The sequence below is a fragment of the Variovorax sp. UMC13 genome (assembly GCF_014170375.1).
Classification (GTDB): domain Bacteria; phylum Pseudomonadota; class Gammaproteobacteria; order Burkholderiales; family Burkholderiaceae_C; genus Variovorax.
This window is the reverse complement of sequence record NZ_LZZW01000016.1, coordinates 1-12,974: the sequence shown is the minus strand read 5'-3', so window position 1 is coordinate 12,974 and position 12,974 is coordinate 1. Positions and strand designations below refer to the sequence as shown.

Here is a 12,974-nt window from a genome sequence, read left to right as displayed (position 1 = left end):
AGACAAGGCGGCGCCGACTTGTACGGAGCCGCTGATGTGCGGGTCCGTGCCTCGACTAGGCGCAGGCGGCGGTGCGCCCCCAGGCGTGCGAGGCATGGGCGTCGGCCGTCACCTGCACCTGGTTGGCGAGGAAGGAGGGCGCGAGGCCGAAGTAGCGCTGGAAGGTGCGGCTCATGTGGGCCGCGTCGGTGAAGCCGCTGTTGAGCGCCACGTCGGTGAGCTTGCGCGGGCGGGTGAACTGCTGCACCGTGAGGCGAACCTTGGTCCACAGCGCATAGCGCTTGATCGACACGCCCACCTGCGCCGCGAACAGGTGCGTGAGCCGGTCGGGCGACAGGCAGGCCAGGGCCGACAGCTCGCGCAGTTGGATCTGGCCCGCGTGGCTGCGGATGGCTTCGATCACGCGCGTCACGCGCGGGTCGATGTGCGCGGCGAGCAGCGGGCTTTCGGTGATCGACGCGATCATGCCGTTGCTCAGCGCCTGCACCCGCTCATCGGGCAGGGCGCCGTACTGCACCGGTTCGAAGTCGTCGCGCAGGCGGCCGAAGCGGCGCGCATCCAGCGGCTGGATGCCCTGGCCGCCCATGCGCGTGGCGAGCATGCGGTAGGCGTTGCCGGCCGGGTCGAGGTTGAGCGACAGCAGGCCGCAGCCTTCGACGTCGAGCCGGCGCGAGACGTGCGGCGCGATCAGCGCGGCGGTGCAGCGCACGCGCGTGCCGTCGATGCCTTCCAGCGTGAAGGGGTGTCCGCTCACCGAGGCCAGCAGGGTGGCCGACGAGCGCGCCGTCAGGCCCGAATGGATGGCCGGCGTGACGTAGAGAAAGCTGTCGTCCCACAGGTGCAGGAAGTTCGGGGGTGTGCCCATCCTCGTGACTCTTGTCTTGTTGTGTTGTCTCCAGCGGCGATCGTAGGGCAAGGCTGCCCGGTCGCTCAGAGGGATTCCACGCAGGCCGCCAGCGCTGCGGCTACTCGATGTGCGCGGGCAGCTCGACCGTGGCGCGCAGCCCCGGCGCGGCGTCGGCCAGGTCGAGCCGGCCGCCGTGCAGCGCGATCACGGCCTGCACGCTGGCCAGGCCCAGGCCGTGGCCGGGCAGCCGGCGGTCCAGCCGATGGAAGCGCTGGCCGATGCGCGGCAGCTCGGCCGCGGGGATGCCGGGGCCGTCGTCCTGCACCGTGAGCAGCGCCAGGCCGTGCGCGGTGCGGGTGCCGATGCGCACGGTGGCGCCGGTGCCTGCGTACTTGAGCGCGTTGTCCATCAGATTCGCGACCGCGCCGGCCAGCAGGTCGCGGTCGCCCAGCACCGTGGCCGGGTCGGCGGGCTCGCGCTGCAGCGTCGCGCCCTGCGCCTCGGCCACCGCGTCGTAGAGCTCCATCACGTCGTCGGCGATGCGCTGCAGGTCGACCGGGCCGAAGTGCTGGCGCCGCGCGCCGGCCTCGGCCTCGGCGATCTGCAGCAGCTTCTCGAACACCAGCGTGAGCTCTTCCACCTCCTGCATCGCCGCGGCGATGGCCAGCGAGCGCTCCTGCGGCGAGGCCTGGTCGCGCTGGGCCGCATGCAGCCGCGCGAGGATGCGCATCAGCGGAGTGCGCAGGTTGTGCGCGATGGTGTTCGACACATGGCGCACGCCGTCCATCAGCGACTGGATGCGGTCGAGCATGGCGTTGATGTCGCGGCTCAGCAGCGCGAACTCGTCGTCCTCGGGGCCGATCGCCACGCGCTCCTCCAGTTCGCCCGCGGCGATGCGCGCGGCCGTGCGGCGCACGTTGCCCACGCTGCGCTCGAGCTCCTGGCGGAACACGAAGGTGCCGCCGATCAGCAGCAGCACCGCCACGATGCCGGCCGCCGCGCTGGCGCTGGCGATCAGCGATTCGATGGCTTCCTGGTCGCGCAGGTCGTGGCCCACCACCAGCATGCCGCCGTCGGGCAGCTCGCGGGCCAGCAGGTAGCCGGTCACCAGCCGGTCCGCGCGCCGCACGCGCCGCTGCGAGGGGCCGCCGACGAAGGGCGCACCCTCGGGCGCGGCATCGAGGTTGCCGGCCATCACGCGGCCTTCGGGGTCGGCCAGCAGGTAGATCTCGTTGTCCGAATCGCGGCCGTCGCCCAGCGAGCGGGAAATCTCCGCGGCCACGGCCGCGTAGCCGCCATCGGCGAAGCGGGCTTCGAGTTGCTGCGTGGCGCCCGTGACCTGGCGCGCCATGCGCTGGTGCAGCACGCCCACGGTCTGCAGGTAGACGATGGCCAGCGCGGCCAGCATGGTGATGGCCACCAGCAGGCCGTAGTAGAAGGCCAGACGGAAGCCGACCGAACGCCACAGCCGCTGCAGGCCCACGGTCATGCGCCGGCGGTGTCGGACGGTGCGGCGTCCAGGCCCATGCGGTAGCCGATGCCGCGCACGGTGTGGATCAGCGCGGCCGCGCCTGGCGTGTCGAGCTTGCCGCGCAGCCGGCTGACCTGCACGTCGATCACGTTGGTCTGGGGGTCGAACTGGTAGTCCCACACCGCCTCGAGCAGCATGGTGCGCGTGAGCACCTGGCCCGGATGCATCATCAGGAAGGCCAGCAGGCGGAACTCGCGCGGCTGCAGCGCGATGGGCCGGCCCGCGCGCTCGACGTGGCGGGTGGTGAAGTCCAGCTTCACGTCGGCCAGCTGCAGCGTGCGGATCTCGGGCGCGGTGCGCGAGCGCCGCACCAGCGCCTCGGCGCGCGCCGAGAGTTCGGAAAAGGCGAAGGGCTTGGCCAGGTAGTCGTCGCTGCCGGCCTTGAGGCCGCGCACCCGTTCGTCGAGCGCGCTCAGCGCACTCAACACCAGCACCGGCGTCTTCTTGCCCAGGCCGCGCAAGGTGGCCAGGATCGACAGGCCGTCGACCTCGTTGGGCAGCATGCGGTCGAGGATCACCAGGTCCCAGCTCTCGCCGGTGACGCGCATCAGGGCCTCGCCGCCGTCGCGCGCGATCACCGCCACATGGCCCAGCGCGCGGAAGCCGTCGGCGATGTAGCGGGCGTTGTCGGCGTCATCCTCGACGATGAGGCAGCGCCACATGGGCGTGGCGGTGCTCATCGAACGCGCTCCGTGCGAACCGCCTCGCTCATGCCGTCTCGGCCCCTTCGATCAGGAAGCGCACGCGGCGCACGCCCTGCCATTCGTCGGCGTCGAGCCGGAAGGCCAGCAGCACCCTGGGCGGCAGCGGCTCGGTGTGGCCGAACCAGATGCCGTCGATCGGCTTGCCCTGGTGCTTGAGCCGCACCGCCAGGTGCTTCTCGGCCACCAGGCGCTGCGAGATCACCTCGACCTCCTCGCTGAAGGTCGGCGGCGCGAAGCCCTGGCCCCAGACCTCGCGGTGCAGCGTGTCGACCAGGTCGACGCGCATGTACTCGGCCGCGATCGGGCCGTCGGTGTCGAGCCGGCGCGTAAGCGAGGCCGCATCGAGCCATTCGAGCGCGACCTGGGCCAGCGCGCGCTCGAACACCGCGAACTGCGTGCGCTCGACCGTGCAGCCCGCGGCCATCGCATGGCCGCCGAAGCGCAGCAGCACGCCCGGGTGCCGCTTGGCCACCAGGTCGAGCGCGTCGCGCAGATGGAAGCCGGGGATCGAGCGGCCCGAGCCCTTGAGCTCATGTTCCTTGCCCGGCGCGCCGCTGGCCGCGAACACGAAGGTGGGCCGGTGGAAGCGGTCCTTGATGCGCGAGGCCACGATGCCGACCACGCCTTCGTGGAACTCGGCGTCGAACACGCTGATGGCGGCCGGCATGGCCTCCTGGCCTTCGGCGTCGGTGTCGAACAGCGACTCTGCCAAGAGCAGCGCCTGGTCGCGCATGCCGCCCTCGATGTCGCGCCGCTCGCGGTTGATGCCGTCGAGCATGCGCGCGAGTTCGTCGGCGCGGCCCGCGTCATCGGTCAGCAGGCACTCGATGCCCAGCGTCATGTCGGCCAGCCGGCCCGCGGCATTGATGCGCGGGCCGAGCGCGAAGCCGAAGTCGAAGGTGGTCGCGACCGGCGCCTTGCGGCCGGCGGCGGTGAACAGCGCGGCGATGCCCGCGGGCAAGGCGCCCGCGCGGATGCGGCGCAGGCCCTGCGCCACCAGCCGGCGGTTGTTGGCGTCGAGCTTCACCACGTCGGCCACGGTGCCCAGCGCGACCAAGGGAAGCAAGACATCGAGCTTCGGCTGGCTGGCCGCATCGAAGACACCGCGGTTGCGCAGCTCGGAGCGCAGCGCCATCAGCACATAGAACATCACGCCGACCCCGGCGATGCTCTTGCTCTCGAAGTCGCAGCCGGGCTGGTTCGGGTTGACCAGCACGTCGGCCTCGGGCAGCACCGGGCCGGGCAGGTGGTGGTCGGTCACCAGCACGGCCAGGCCGCGCGCCTTGGCGGTGGCCACGCCCTCGACGCTGGCGATGCCGTTGTCGACGGTGATCAGCATGTCGGCGCCGCTGGCGGCCACGCGCTCGGCGATCGGCGGCGTCAGGCCGTAGCCGTCGACCACGCGGTCGGGCACCAGGTAGCTCACCTGCTTCGCGCCCAGCAGCCGGAGGCCGCGCACGGCCACGGCGCAGGCGGTGGCGCCGTCGCAGTCGTAGTCGGCCACGATGCACAGGCGCTTGTCGTCGCGGATGGCGTCGGCCAGCAGCACGGCCGCTTCGTGCGTGCCCTTGAGCGTGGCCGGCGGCAGCAGCCGCGCCAGGCCGTCGTCGAGCTCTTCCTTGCCGAGCACGCCGCGGGCCGCGTAGAGGCGGGCCAGCAGCGGGTGCACGCCGGCCTGCTCGAGCGCCCAGACGCTGCGTGGCGGGATGTCGCGCGCGATGATCTTCATCACAGCGAGGCGAGCACGGTGGTGGCCTGGGTGCGGTTGAGCAGGTTCTTGACCCAGCCCAGCGGGCCGCGGGGCTGCACGCCGAACTGCCGCGCGCTGCGGTCGCCGCACAGCGTGAGCTGCACCGCCGTGCCCTGGCGGTAGGCGGCCAGCAGCTCGGCGACGGGGCCGGCGTCGAGCGCCTGCCAGGCCGCGGTCCAGGCCAGCGCGTCGTCGCGCAGCGCCGGGGTGCGCAGGGAGGTGTCGACCGTCGGCCCTTCGGCGGCCGAAGGGGCCGTGCCCAGCACGCCGGTGCCGCTGAGCCAGAAGGAGTTGATCGGCGGCACGCCGCGCGCGATGCGCTCGTCGTTCACGCGCTGGGTGTAGAGCAGCATCTGCATCTCGTTCTGCAGCTTGCGCAGTGGCTTGAGCGCATCGGTCAGCGGCGCCCATTCCGAGATCGGCCGGCCGGCCGCGCGGTCCACCGAGGCGCTGGGCAGGCTGCGGAACATCTCGCCGCGGGCCAGCCAGCGGCCGGGCGCCCCCGAGCGGCGCAGCACGATGCCGTCTTCCTGGAAGAAGGGCCGGGCCGCTTCGAGCAGCGCCTGCGATTCGGCCTCGTCGATCGCCATGTCGGCCGGGTCGTCGAGCACCACCTCGTCGATCGCGACCTCCCAGTGGCACAGCGTGAACACGCCCCAGGGCTCGTTCGAGCCGGCGCGCGACAGGCCGGTCCGCTGCGCCTCGCGCGCGGCCCAGGGGATCAGGCCGTCCGCCCCCTCGAGGCCGAACGCGCGCGCCAGCGCCCGTTCGTGCGGCGGCGAGAGCGTGGTGTCGGGCTGGGTGTCGTCGTGCAGCACCGCGAGCCGGGTCAGCAGCGCGTCGAGGTTGGGCAGCTGCAGACGGGAGAGCACCGCCTGGCAGGCCGGGGTGCGGCGGCCGGCGAAGGGGATCAGCAGATGCATCGGGGAAGAGGGGTGGGCCATGGGGGCATATTGTCGCGGTGCGGCCGCCAGGTCGGGACGGGATGCCACAATTCCGCCATGTCGCACCCCCTCGCCCCGCACGCCGTGCCGACGCCGCTCCTCACGGCAGCCCGGCCCCACGCCTGATATGCCCCTTCCCTACGAACTGCAACTCGGCTGGCGCTACACCCGCGCCGGCCGCGCGACCCGGCGCAACGGCTTCATCTCCTTCATCTCCGGTGTCTCGATGCTCGGCATCGGCCTGGGCGTGGCGGCGCTGATCATCGTGCTGTCGGTGATGAACGGCTTCCAGAAGGAGGTGCGCGACCGCATGCTGGGCGTGGTCTCGCACATCGAGATCTTCTCGCGCGACGGCCAGGCGCTGCAGGACATCGGGCCGATCATGGCCGAGGCGCGCAAGAACCCGCAGGTGATCGGCGTGGCGCCCTTCATCGCGACCCAGGCGCTGATCGCGCGCGGCGAGGACATGAAGGGCGCGCTGGTGCGCGGCATCGAACCCAAGCTCGAGCCCGAGGTGACCGACATCGCGACCACCGCCCAGAAGGGCGCGCTCGAGAAGCTGGTGCCGGGCGAGTTCGGCATCGTGCTGGGCGGCGAGCTGGCGCGCTCGCTGTTCGTGCACCCGGGCGACCAGGTCACGCTGGTGGCGCCGGGCGGCCAGGTCACGCCGGCCGGCGTGGTGCCGCGGCTCAAGCAGTTCACCGTGGTCGGCACCTTCGATTCGGGCCACTACGAATACGACTCGGCGCTGGCCATGATCCACGAGCAGGACGCGGCGCGCGTGTTCCGGCTCGAAGGCCCGAGCGGCGTGCGCCTGAAGCTCAAGGACCTGAACCAGGCGCGCGAGGTGGCCGACCAGCTGGCCGCGACCTTGCCCGGCAGCTTCCTGATCCGCGACTGGACGCGCCAGAACAAGACCTGGTTCGCCGCGGTGCAGGTCGAGAAACGCATGATGTTCATCATCCTCACGCTGATCGTGGCGGTGGCCGCGTTCAACCTGGTGTCGACGCTGGTCATGACCGTGACCGACAAGCGCGCCGACATCGCGATCCTGCGCACGCTGGGCGCGAGCCCGAAAAGCATCATGGGCATCTTCGTGGTGCAGGGCGCGATGGTGGGCGTGATGGGCACGCTCGGCGGCCTGCTGCTGGGCCTGGGCATCGCCTACAACATCGACGTCATCGTGCCGGCGCTGGAGCGGCTGTTCCACGCCAGCTTCCTGCCCAAGGACATCTACCTGATCAGCCGCATGCCCAGCGACCCGCAGCAGTCGGACATCCTGCCGATCACGCTGATCTCCCTCGCGCTCGCCTTCGTGGCGACGCTGTACCCGAGCTGGCGCGCCAGCCGGGTGAACCCGGCCGAAGCCTTGCGCTATGAATAAGACCCCCACGCTCGACACTGCCGTGTCATCGCTGCCCCCCGAGGGGGCGCGTTCCGCCTTGGGGCGGCCCGGCGGCGGAACCATGACCACGCCCCTCGACGGCCTGTCCCCGCAGAGCCGCACCGCCGCCAAGGTCGTGCTCAAGGTGCGCGGCCTGACCAAGCGCTTCCAGGAAGGCCGGATCGACCTCACGGTGCTGCACGGCGTCGACCTCGACGTGCATGCGGGCGAGACGCTGGCCATCGTCGGCGCCTCGGGCTCGGGCAAGAGCACGATGCTGCACCTGATGGGCGGCCTCGATGCGCCGAGCGCGGGCAGCGTCGAGCTGCACGGCCAGAACATCGCGCATGCCGACGCGGCCGCGCAGGGCCGGCTGCGCAACAAGCACCTGGGCTTCGTCTACCAGTTCCACCACCTGCTGCCGGAATTCAGCGCGCTCGACAACGTCGGCATGCCGCTGCGCATCCGCCGCGCGCCGCCGGCCGAGACGGTCGAGACCGCGACCCGCATGCTGAGCGCCGTCGGCCTGGGCGAACGGCTGCACCACCGGCCGGCCGAGCTGTCGGGCGGCGAACGCCAGCGCGTGGCGATCGCGCGCGCGCTGGTCACCCAGCCCGACTGCGTGCTGGCCGACGAACCCACCGGCAACCTCGACCGCGCCACCGCCGACGGCGTGTTCGCGCTGATGATCGAGCTGGCCCGCAAGAACGGCACCGCCTTCGTGATGGTCACGCACGACGAGGCCCTGGCCCGGCGCTGCGACCGCGTGCTGCGGCTGGTGGCGGGTCGGCTGGCCTGAGCCGGCGACCCGGGCCCGGTCAGGCCTTGGGCTTGTAGGCCACCACGTCGATCTCGACCTTGGCGTCGACCATCAGGCGCGCCTCGGTGGTCGAGCGCGCCGGGCGGTCGGCACCGAAGTAGCACATGTAGACGCGGTTGAACGCACCGAAGTCGCGCGCGTCGTGCAGCCAGCAGGTGGTCTTGCAGACGTCGTCGAGCGTCGCGCCGGCCAGCGCGAGCACGGTCTTGAGGTTCTCCATCACCTGGCGGGTCTGCGCCTCGATGCCGCCGGCCACGATCTCGCCCTCGGCATTGACCGGCACCTGGCCCGACACATAGATGAAGTCGCCCGCGCGCACGGCCGGGGAAAAGGGGCGGATCTGGCGGTCCGAGGCGTTGGGCGGACCGCCCAGAAATTCGAGAGGCATGGAGGCTCCTGGTGGGTTGTGATTGAAATTCTATTTCAATGAATCGCGCGGCATATGGGGTAAATACGCGTGATTTGGCATGAAGAATGCTTCAAAGTGGCTTCGATCTGAAAGTGTTTTTCAAAACCATCGCCCACGAAGGAGTCTCTCCATGCTCGCTGTCACTTCCAGGCGCGCCCTGTTCGGCGCCTCCCTGCTTGCCGCGCTCTGCCTCGCCGCACCGGCCCAGGCCCAGGCCCCGCGCAACCACGCCACGCTGGCGATGGTGGCCGAGCCGCAGACGCTCGACCCGATGGCGTCGACCGCCGACCTGGTCGGAACCATCATGCAGCACGTCTACGAGACGCTCTACACCTTCGACGCCAAGTGGAACGTGGTGCCGATGCTGGCCGAGTCGATGCCCAAGGTCTCGGCCGACGGCAAGACCTATGCGATCGCCCTGCGCCGCGGCGTGATGCTGCACAGCGGGCGCGAGCTCACGGCCGACGACGTGGTGGCCAGCCTGCAGCGCTGGATGGCGCAGTCGCCGCGCGGCAAGGCGCTGGGCAACGTGGTCGACAGCCTGGTGGCCAAGGGGCCGCAGGCGATCGAGATCGTGCTGAAGGAGCCCTATGCGCCGCTGCTGTCGCAGCTCGCGCTGCCCAGCGGCATGGCGGCGATCATGGCCAAGGAGTCGATCGCCTCCCCGCTCAAGGACTTCGTCGGCACCGGCCCCTACAAGTTCAAGGAGCGCAAGCCCGACCAGTACGTGCTGCTCACGCGCTTCGAGCAGTACAGCGCGCGCAAGGAGCCGGCGAACGGCTACGGCGGCAAGCGCGAGGCGCTGATCGAGGAACTGCGCTTCGTGCCCGTGCCCAACGCCAGCACCCGCGTCGAGGGTTCGCTGGCCGGCCAGTACGACTTCGCCGACCTGCTGCCCACCGAGGCCCTGCCGCGGCTGGAGAAGGCCGCGGGCAAGACGGTGCCGGTCATGACGCCGGCCTTCGGTTTCCCCTACCTGGTGTTCAACACCAAGGAAGGCGTGGCCGCCAGCCAGCCCGTTCGCCAGGCGATCCAGATCGCGCTGGGCGAGGGCGAGATGCTGGCCGCGGGCTTCGGCGACACGCGCTTCTTCGTGGCCGAGGGCAACCACTTCCCCAAGGGCTCGCCTTTCTATGCGACCGGCGGCACCGAGCAGTACAACCAGCGCAATGCGCCCAAGGCCAAGGAAGCCGCCGCCAAGGCCGGCTACAAGGGCGAGCCGATCCGGGTGCTGACCAGCCGCCAGTACGACTTCCACTACAACATGGCGCTGCTGATGGCCGAGCAGCTCAAGCGCGCCGGCTTCAAGGTCGAGCTCAACGTGGTCGACTGGGCCACGCTGGTGCAGCGCCGCAACGACGCCAAGCTGTGGGACATCTACGTCACGCATTCGGGCCAGTTCCCCGAGCCGATGCTCTCGCCGCCGCAGCTGGGCGACGGCGCGCCGGGCTGGTGGGACACGCCGGCCAAGAAGGCCGCGCTGCAGGCCTTCAACACCGCCAGCGACCCCGCCAGGCGCGGCGCGCTGTGGGGCAAGGTGCAGGAGGTCGTCTACACCGAGGTGCCTTACGTGAACGTGGGCAAGTTCAACGGGCTGTCGGCGAAGAGCCCGGCGCTCGACAACTACCAGCCGGCCACCTGGCCCTACTTCTGGAACGCGAAGATCAAGTAGGCGGTACCAGCCATGTTGCGTTTTCTGGCGACCCGCTTCGCGGGCATGCTGGTGGTGCTGGCCATCGTCGCGGTGCTGGTCTTCGTGCTCACGCGCGCGGCGTCCGGCGACCCGGTGTCGGTGCTGCTGGGCGACCAGGCGACCGCGGCCGACATCGCCCGCGTGCAGAAGGAGTACGGCCTCGACAAGCCGCTGCCGGTGCAGTTCGGCTACTGGCTGCGCGAGGTGCTGCAGGGCAACCTGGGCCAGTCGATCTTCCTGCAGCGGCCGGTGGCGCAGGCGCTGCTCGAGCGGGCCGAGCCGACCACGCTGCTGTCGCTGATGGCGGTGGCCATCGCGGCGCTGATCGGGCTGCCCTGCGGCATCGTCTCGGCGGTGCTGCGCGGCAGCTGGATCGACCAGCTCTTCACCGGCGTCGCGATGCTGGGCGCCAGCATCCCGAGCTTCTGGTTCGGCATCGTGCTGATCCAGCTCTTCGCAGTGTCGCTGGGCTGGTTCCCGGTCTCGGGCTACGGCGCGCCGGACGCGGCCTTCGGCGAGCGCCTGCATGCGCTGATGCTGCCGGCCACCGTGCTGGGCATCCTGAACTCCGCGCTGATCATCCGCTTCACCCGCGCCTCGATGCTCGACGTGCTGGGTGAAGACTACGTGCGCACCGCGCGCTCCAAGGGCCTGTCGGAGACCGTGGTGGTGCTCAAGCATGCGCTGCGCAATGCACTGGTGCCGATCGTCACGGTGCTGGGCCTCACGGCGGCGCTGATGATCGGCGGCGCGGTGGTGACCGAGACGGTGTTCGGCCTGCCGGGCGTGGGCAGCCTGGTGGTGAACGCGGTGCTGCGGCGCGACTACCCTGTGATCCAGGGCGCGCTGCTGGTGATCGCCGGCATCTACGTGCTCATCAACTTTTCGATCGACCTGCTGTACGCGGTGGTCGACCCGCGGGTGAAGGTATGACGACGATCCGTCTTCCCCGGATGCTGCGGCAGCTGATGCACCGCCGCATCGTGATGGTCTCGGCGCTGGTGCTGCTGGTGATCGCGGTGCTGGCCATCGGCGCGCCGCTGTTCGCCGGCGCCGATCCCAACGACACCGCCGTGCTCGAGCGCCTGAAGCCGCCCAGCGCCCAGCACCTGCTGGGCACCGACGAGCTGGGCCGCGACATGTACGCGCGCATCGTGCACGGCGCGCGCTATTCGCTGTCGATCGCGGCGCTCACCGCGCTGGGCTCGGTGCTGTTCGGCACGCTGATCGGGCTGGTGGCCGGCTTCTTCCGCCGGCTCGACGCGCCGCTGATGCGCGTGGTCGACGCCATGATGTCCTTCCCGGACATCCTGCTGGCCATCGCGCTGGTGGCGATCCTCGGCGCCTCGCTGGCCAACGTGGTGCTGGCGCTGGTGCTGGTCTACACGCCGCGCGTGGCGCGGGTGGTGCGGGCCTCGACGCTGGTGGTGCGCGAGCTGCTGTTCATCGAGGCGGTGCGCGCGCTGGGCGTGCGCACCTCGCGCATCCTGTGGCGGCACGTGCTGCCCAACCTGCTGTCGCCGATCCTGGTGCAGGTGTCCTTCATCTTCGCCTACGCGATCCTGGCGGAAGCGGGCCTGTCCTTCCTGGGCGTCGGCATGCCGCCCGAGATCCCGACCTGGGGCACGATGGTCGCGGGCAGCCAGCAGTACGCCGACCGCGCCTTCTGGGTCGTGCTGTTCCCGGGGCTGGCGATCATCCTCACGGCGCTCTCGCTGCAGGTGCTGGGCGACGGCGTGCGCGACCTGCTCGACCCCAAACTCAAGAAGGCGGCATGAGCATGACGATCACCCCCCGCCTCACGGTCAAGCACCTGAGCACCAGCTTCCCCACCGAAGACGGACTGGTCCGCTCGGTGGCCGACGTGAGCTTCTCGATCCTGCCCGGCCAGACCACGGCGCTGGCCGGCGAGTCGGGCTCGGGCAAGTCGGTCACCAGCCTCACGCTGATGCGCCTGCTGCCCAAGACCGCCAACGCGCAGGTCGATGGCCAGACCGCCTTCGTCACGCGCGAAGGCAGGACCGTCGACCTGCTGGCGCTCGGCGAACGCGAGATGCGCTCGCTGCGCGGCAACCAGCTGTCGATGATCTTCCAGGAGCCGATGACCAGCCTGAACCCGGTGTTCCGCATCGGCGAGCAGATCGCCGAGAGCGTGCGGCTGCACAAGGGCCTGGACCGCAAGGCCGCGCTGGCCCATGCCCTGCGCATGCTCGACCTGGTCGAGATCCCGGCCGCGGCGCAGCGCCTGCACGAGTACCCGCACCAGCTCTCGGGCGGCATGCGGCAGCGCGTGATGATCGCGCTGGCCATGGCCTGCGACCCGACGCTGCTGATCGCGGACGAGCCCACCACCGCGCTCGACGTGACCATCCAGGCGCAGATCCTCGCGCTGATGCGCCGGCTGCAGGCCGAGACCGGCATGAGCATCCTGTTCATCACGCACAACCTCGGCGTGGTCGCGCACCATGCCGACGACGTGGTCGTGATGTACGCGGGCCGGGTGGTCGAGCATGCGCCCGTGCGGCCGCTGTTCGCGCAGCCCGCGCACCCCTACACCCAGGGCCTGCTGGCCTGCCTGCCCGGCAAGGCCGCGGCGGCCGGGCAGCCGCGGCCCAAGCGGCTGTTCGCGATCCGCGGCCAGGTCTCGAGCCCGCTGGCGCCGCCGCCGGGCTGCGCCTTCGAACCGCGCTGCGACCAGGCGATTCCCGCCTGCAGCGCCGCGATGCCGCCGCTGCGCGAGACACAGCAGGACCGCGAGGCCCGCTGCATCCGCGTGCAGCCGGTGCCAACCTTGGTGAGGGCCGCATGAGCCGCGCGCTGCCGTTCGCTTCGGCGCGCAAGGCGGCCTGACTTTTTTCTTTCTCCCTCCCCTCCCGGGGGAGGGTTGGGGTG

12 protein-coding genes are annotated in these 12,974 nt (G+C 70.9%); 6 read left to right on the top strand and 6 right to left on the bottom strand.

Annotated elements, in window-relative coordinates:
* Window positions 1–55: 55 nt before the first annotated feature.
* From A9977_RS13240 to A9977_RS13220, 5 genes are all read right to left on the bottom strand, one after another.
* Window positions 56–865: a helix-turn-helix domain-containing protein gene (locus A9977_RS13240; RefSeq protein WP_183025317.1), complete on the bottom strand. Its 810-nt coding sequence runs from the start codon at window positions 863–865 to the stop codon at window positions 56–58.
* A 100-nt stretch (window positions 866–965) separates the two neighbouring features.
* Window positions 966–2,336 (bottom strand): HAMP domain-containing sensor histidine kinase, encoded by a 1,371-nt coding sequence (locus tag A9977_RS13235; protein ID WP_183025316.1) that lies wholly within the window; start codon window positions 2,334–2,336, stop codon window positions 966–968.
* Window positions 2,333–3,040 (bottom strand): response regulator transcription factor, encoded by a 708-nt coding sequence (locus A9977_RS13230; protein ID WP_183025505.1) that lies wholly within the window; start codon window positions 3,038–3,040, stop codon window positions 2,333–2,335. The genes A9977_RS13235 and A9977_RS13230 overlap by 4 nt, the downstream gene beginning before the upstream one ends.
* A 46-nt stretch (window positions 3,041–3,086) precedes the next feature.
* Window positions 3,087–4,811 (bottom strand): single-stranded-DNA-specific exonuclease RecJ, encoded by a 1,725-nt coding sequence (gene recJ / locus A9977_RS13225; protein ID WP_183025315.1) that lies wholly within the window; start codon window positions 4,809–4,811, stop codon window positions 3,087–3,089.
* A complete protein-coding gene (locus A9977_RS13220; RefSeq protein WP_259651956.1) occupies window positions 4,811–5,755 on the bottom strand; it encodes a hypothetical protein in 945 nt (314 codons plus the stop codon). The genes recJ and A9977_RS13220 overlap by 1 nt, the downstream gene beginning before the upstream one ends.
* Before the next feature lie 148 nt (window positions 5,756–5,903).
* Between A9977_RS13220 and A9977_RS13215 the strand changes: the two genes are divergently transcribed.
* Together A9977_RS13215 and lolD are read left to right on the top strand one after the other, a co-directional pair.
* On the top strand, window positions 5,904–7,160 hold the full coding sequence (locus A9977_RS13215) for a lipoprotein-releasing ABC transporter permease subunit (RefSeq protein WP_183025313.1): 1,257 nt from the start codon (window positions 5,904–5,906) through the stop codon (window positions 7,158–7,160).
* 82 nt (window positions 7,161–7,242) lie between these two features.
* A complete protein-coding gene (lolD, locus tag A9977_RS13210; protein WP_259651955.1) occupies window positions 7,243–7,959 on the top strand; it encodes a lipoprotein-releasing ABC transporter ATP-binding protein LolD in 717 nt (238 codons plus the stop codon).
* Window positions 7,960–7,978: 19 nt separating this feature from the next.
* Here lolD and A9977_RS13205 read toward each other — a convergent pair whose 3' ends face one another.
* The gene (locus A9977_RS13205) at window positions 7,979–8,368 is read right to left on the bottom strand and encodes a RidA family protein (protein ID WP_183025311.1); all 390 of its coding nucleotides are present in this window, start codon (window positions 8,366–8,368) and stop codon (window positions 7,979–7,981) included.
* A 151-nt stretch (window positions 8,369–8,519) separates the two neighbouring features.
* Here A9977_RS13205 and A9977_RS13200 point away from each other — a divergent pair, with 151 nt between their 5' ends.
* The 4 genes from A9977_RS13200 to A9977_RS13185 are packed head-to-tail and all read left to right on the top strand — an operon-like array spanning window position 8,520 to window position 12,891.
* Window positions 8,520–10,061, top strand: a complete 1,542-nt coding sequence (locus A9977_RS13200; RefSeq protein WP_183025310.1) for an ABC transporter substrate-binding protein — start codon at window positions 8,520–8,522, stop codon at window positions 10,059–10,061.
* A gap of 12 nt (window positions 10,062–10,073) precedes the next feature.
* Window positions 10,074–11,015, top strand: a complete 942-nt coding sequence (locus A9977_RS13195) for an ABC transporter permease (protein ID WP_183025309.1) — start codon at window positions 10,074–10,076, stop codon at window positions 11,013–11,015.
* A gap of 5 nt (window positions 11,016–11,020) precedes the next feature.
* Window positions 11,021–11,860 carry an ABC transporter permease gene (locus A9977_RS13190; protein WP_183025504.1) on the top strand — a complete coding sequence of 280 codons (840 nt, stop codon included), beginning with the start codon at window positions 11,021–11,023 and terminating at the stop codon, window positions 11,858–11,860.
* A gap of 2 nt (window positions 11,861–11,862) precedes the next feature.
* The gene (locus tag A9977_RS13185) at window positions 11,863–12,891 is read left to right on the top strand and encodes an ABC transporter ATP-binding protein (RefSeq protein ID WP_259651954.1); all 1,029 of its coding nucleotides are present in this window, start codon (window positions 11,863–11,865) and stop codon (window positions 12,889–12,891) included.
* Window positions 12,892–12,974: the final 83 nt, after the last annotated feature.

Coding starts and splice junctions, on each gene's coding strand:
- recJ (WP_183025315.1), bottom strand. CDS start 4,811: ATGAAGATCATCGCGCGCGACATCCCGCCACGCAGCGTCTGGGCGCTC.
- A9977_RS13230 (WP_183025505.1), bottom strand. CDS start 3,040: ATGTGGCGCTGCCTCATCGTCGAGGATGACGCCGACAACGCCCGCTAC.
- A9977_RS13235 (WP_183025316.1), bottom strand. CDS start 2,336: ATGACCGTGGGCCTGCAGCGGCTGTGGCGTTCGGTCGGCTTCCGTCTG.
- A9977_RS13205 (WP_183025311.1), bottom strand. CDS start 8,368: ATGCCTCTCGAATTTCTGGGCGGTCCGCCCAACGCCTCGGACCGCCAG.
- A9977_RS13240 (WP_183025317.1), bottom strand. CDS start 865: ATGGGCACACCCCCGAACTTCCTGCACCTGTGGGACGACAGCTTTCTC.
- A9977_RS13185 (WP_259651954.1), top strand. CDS start 11,863: ATGACGATCACCCCCCGCCTCACGGTCAAGCACCTGAGCACCAGCTTC.
- A9977_RS13195 (WP_183025309.1), top strand. CDS start 10,074: ATGTTGCGTTTTCTGGCGACCCGCTTCGCGGGCATGCTGGTGGTGCTG.
- A9977_RS13215 (WP_183025313.1), top strand. CDS start 5,904: ATGCCCCTTCCCTACGAACTGCAACTCGGCTGGCGCTACACCCGCGCC.
- lolD (WP_259651955.1), top strand. CDS start 7,243: ATGACCACGCCCCTCGACGGCCTGTCCCCGCAGAGCCGCACCGCCGCC.
- A9977_RS13200 (WP_183025310.1), top strand. CDS start 8,520: ATGCTCGCTGTCACTTCCAGGCGCGCCCTGTTCGGCGCCTCCCTGCTT.
- A9977_RS13220 (WP_259651956.1), bottom strand. CDS start 5,755: ATGCATCTGCTGATCCCCTTCGCCGGCCGCCGCACCCCGGCCTGCCAG.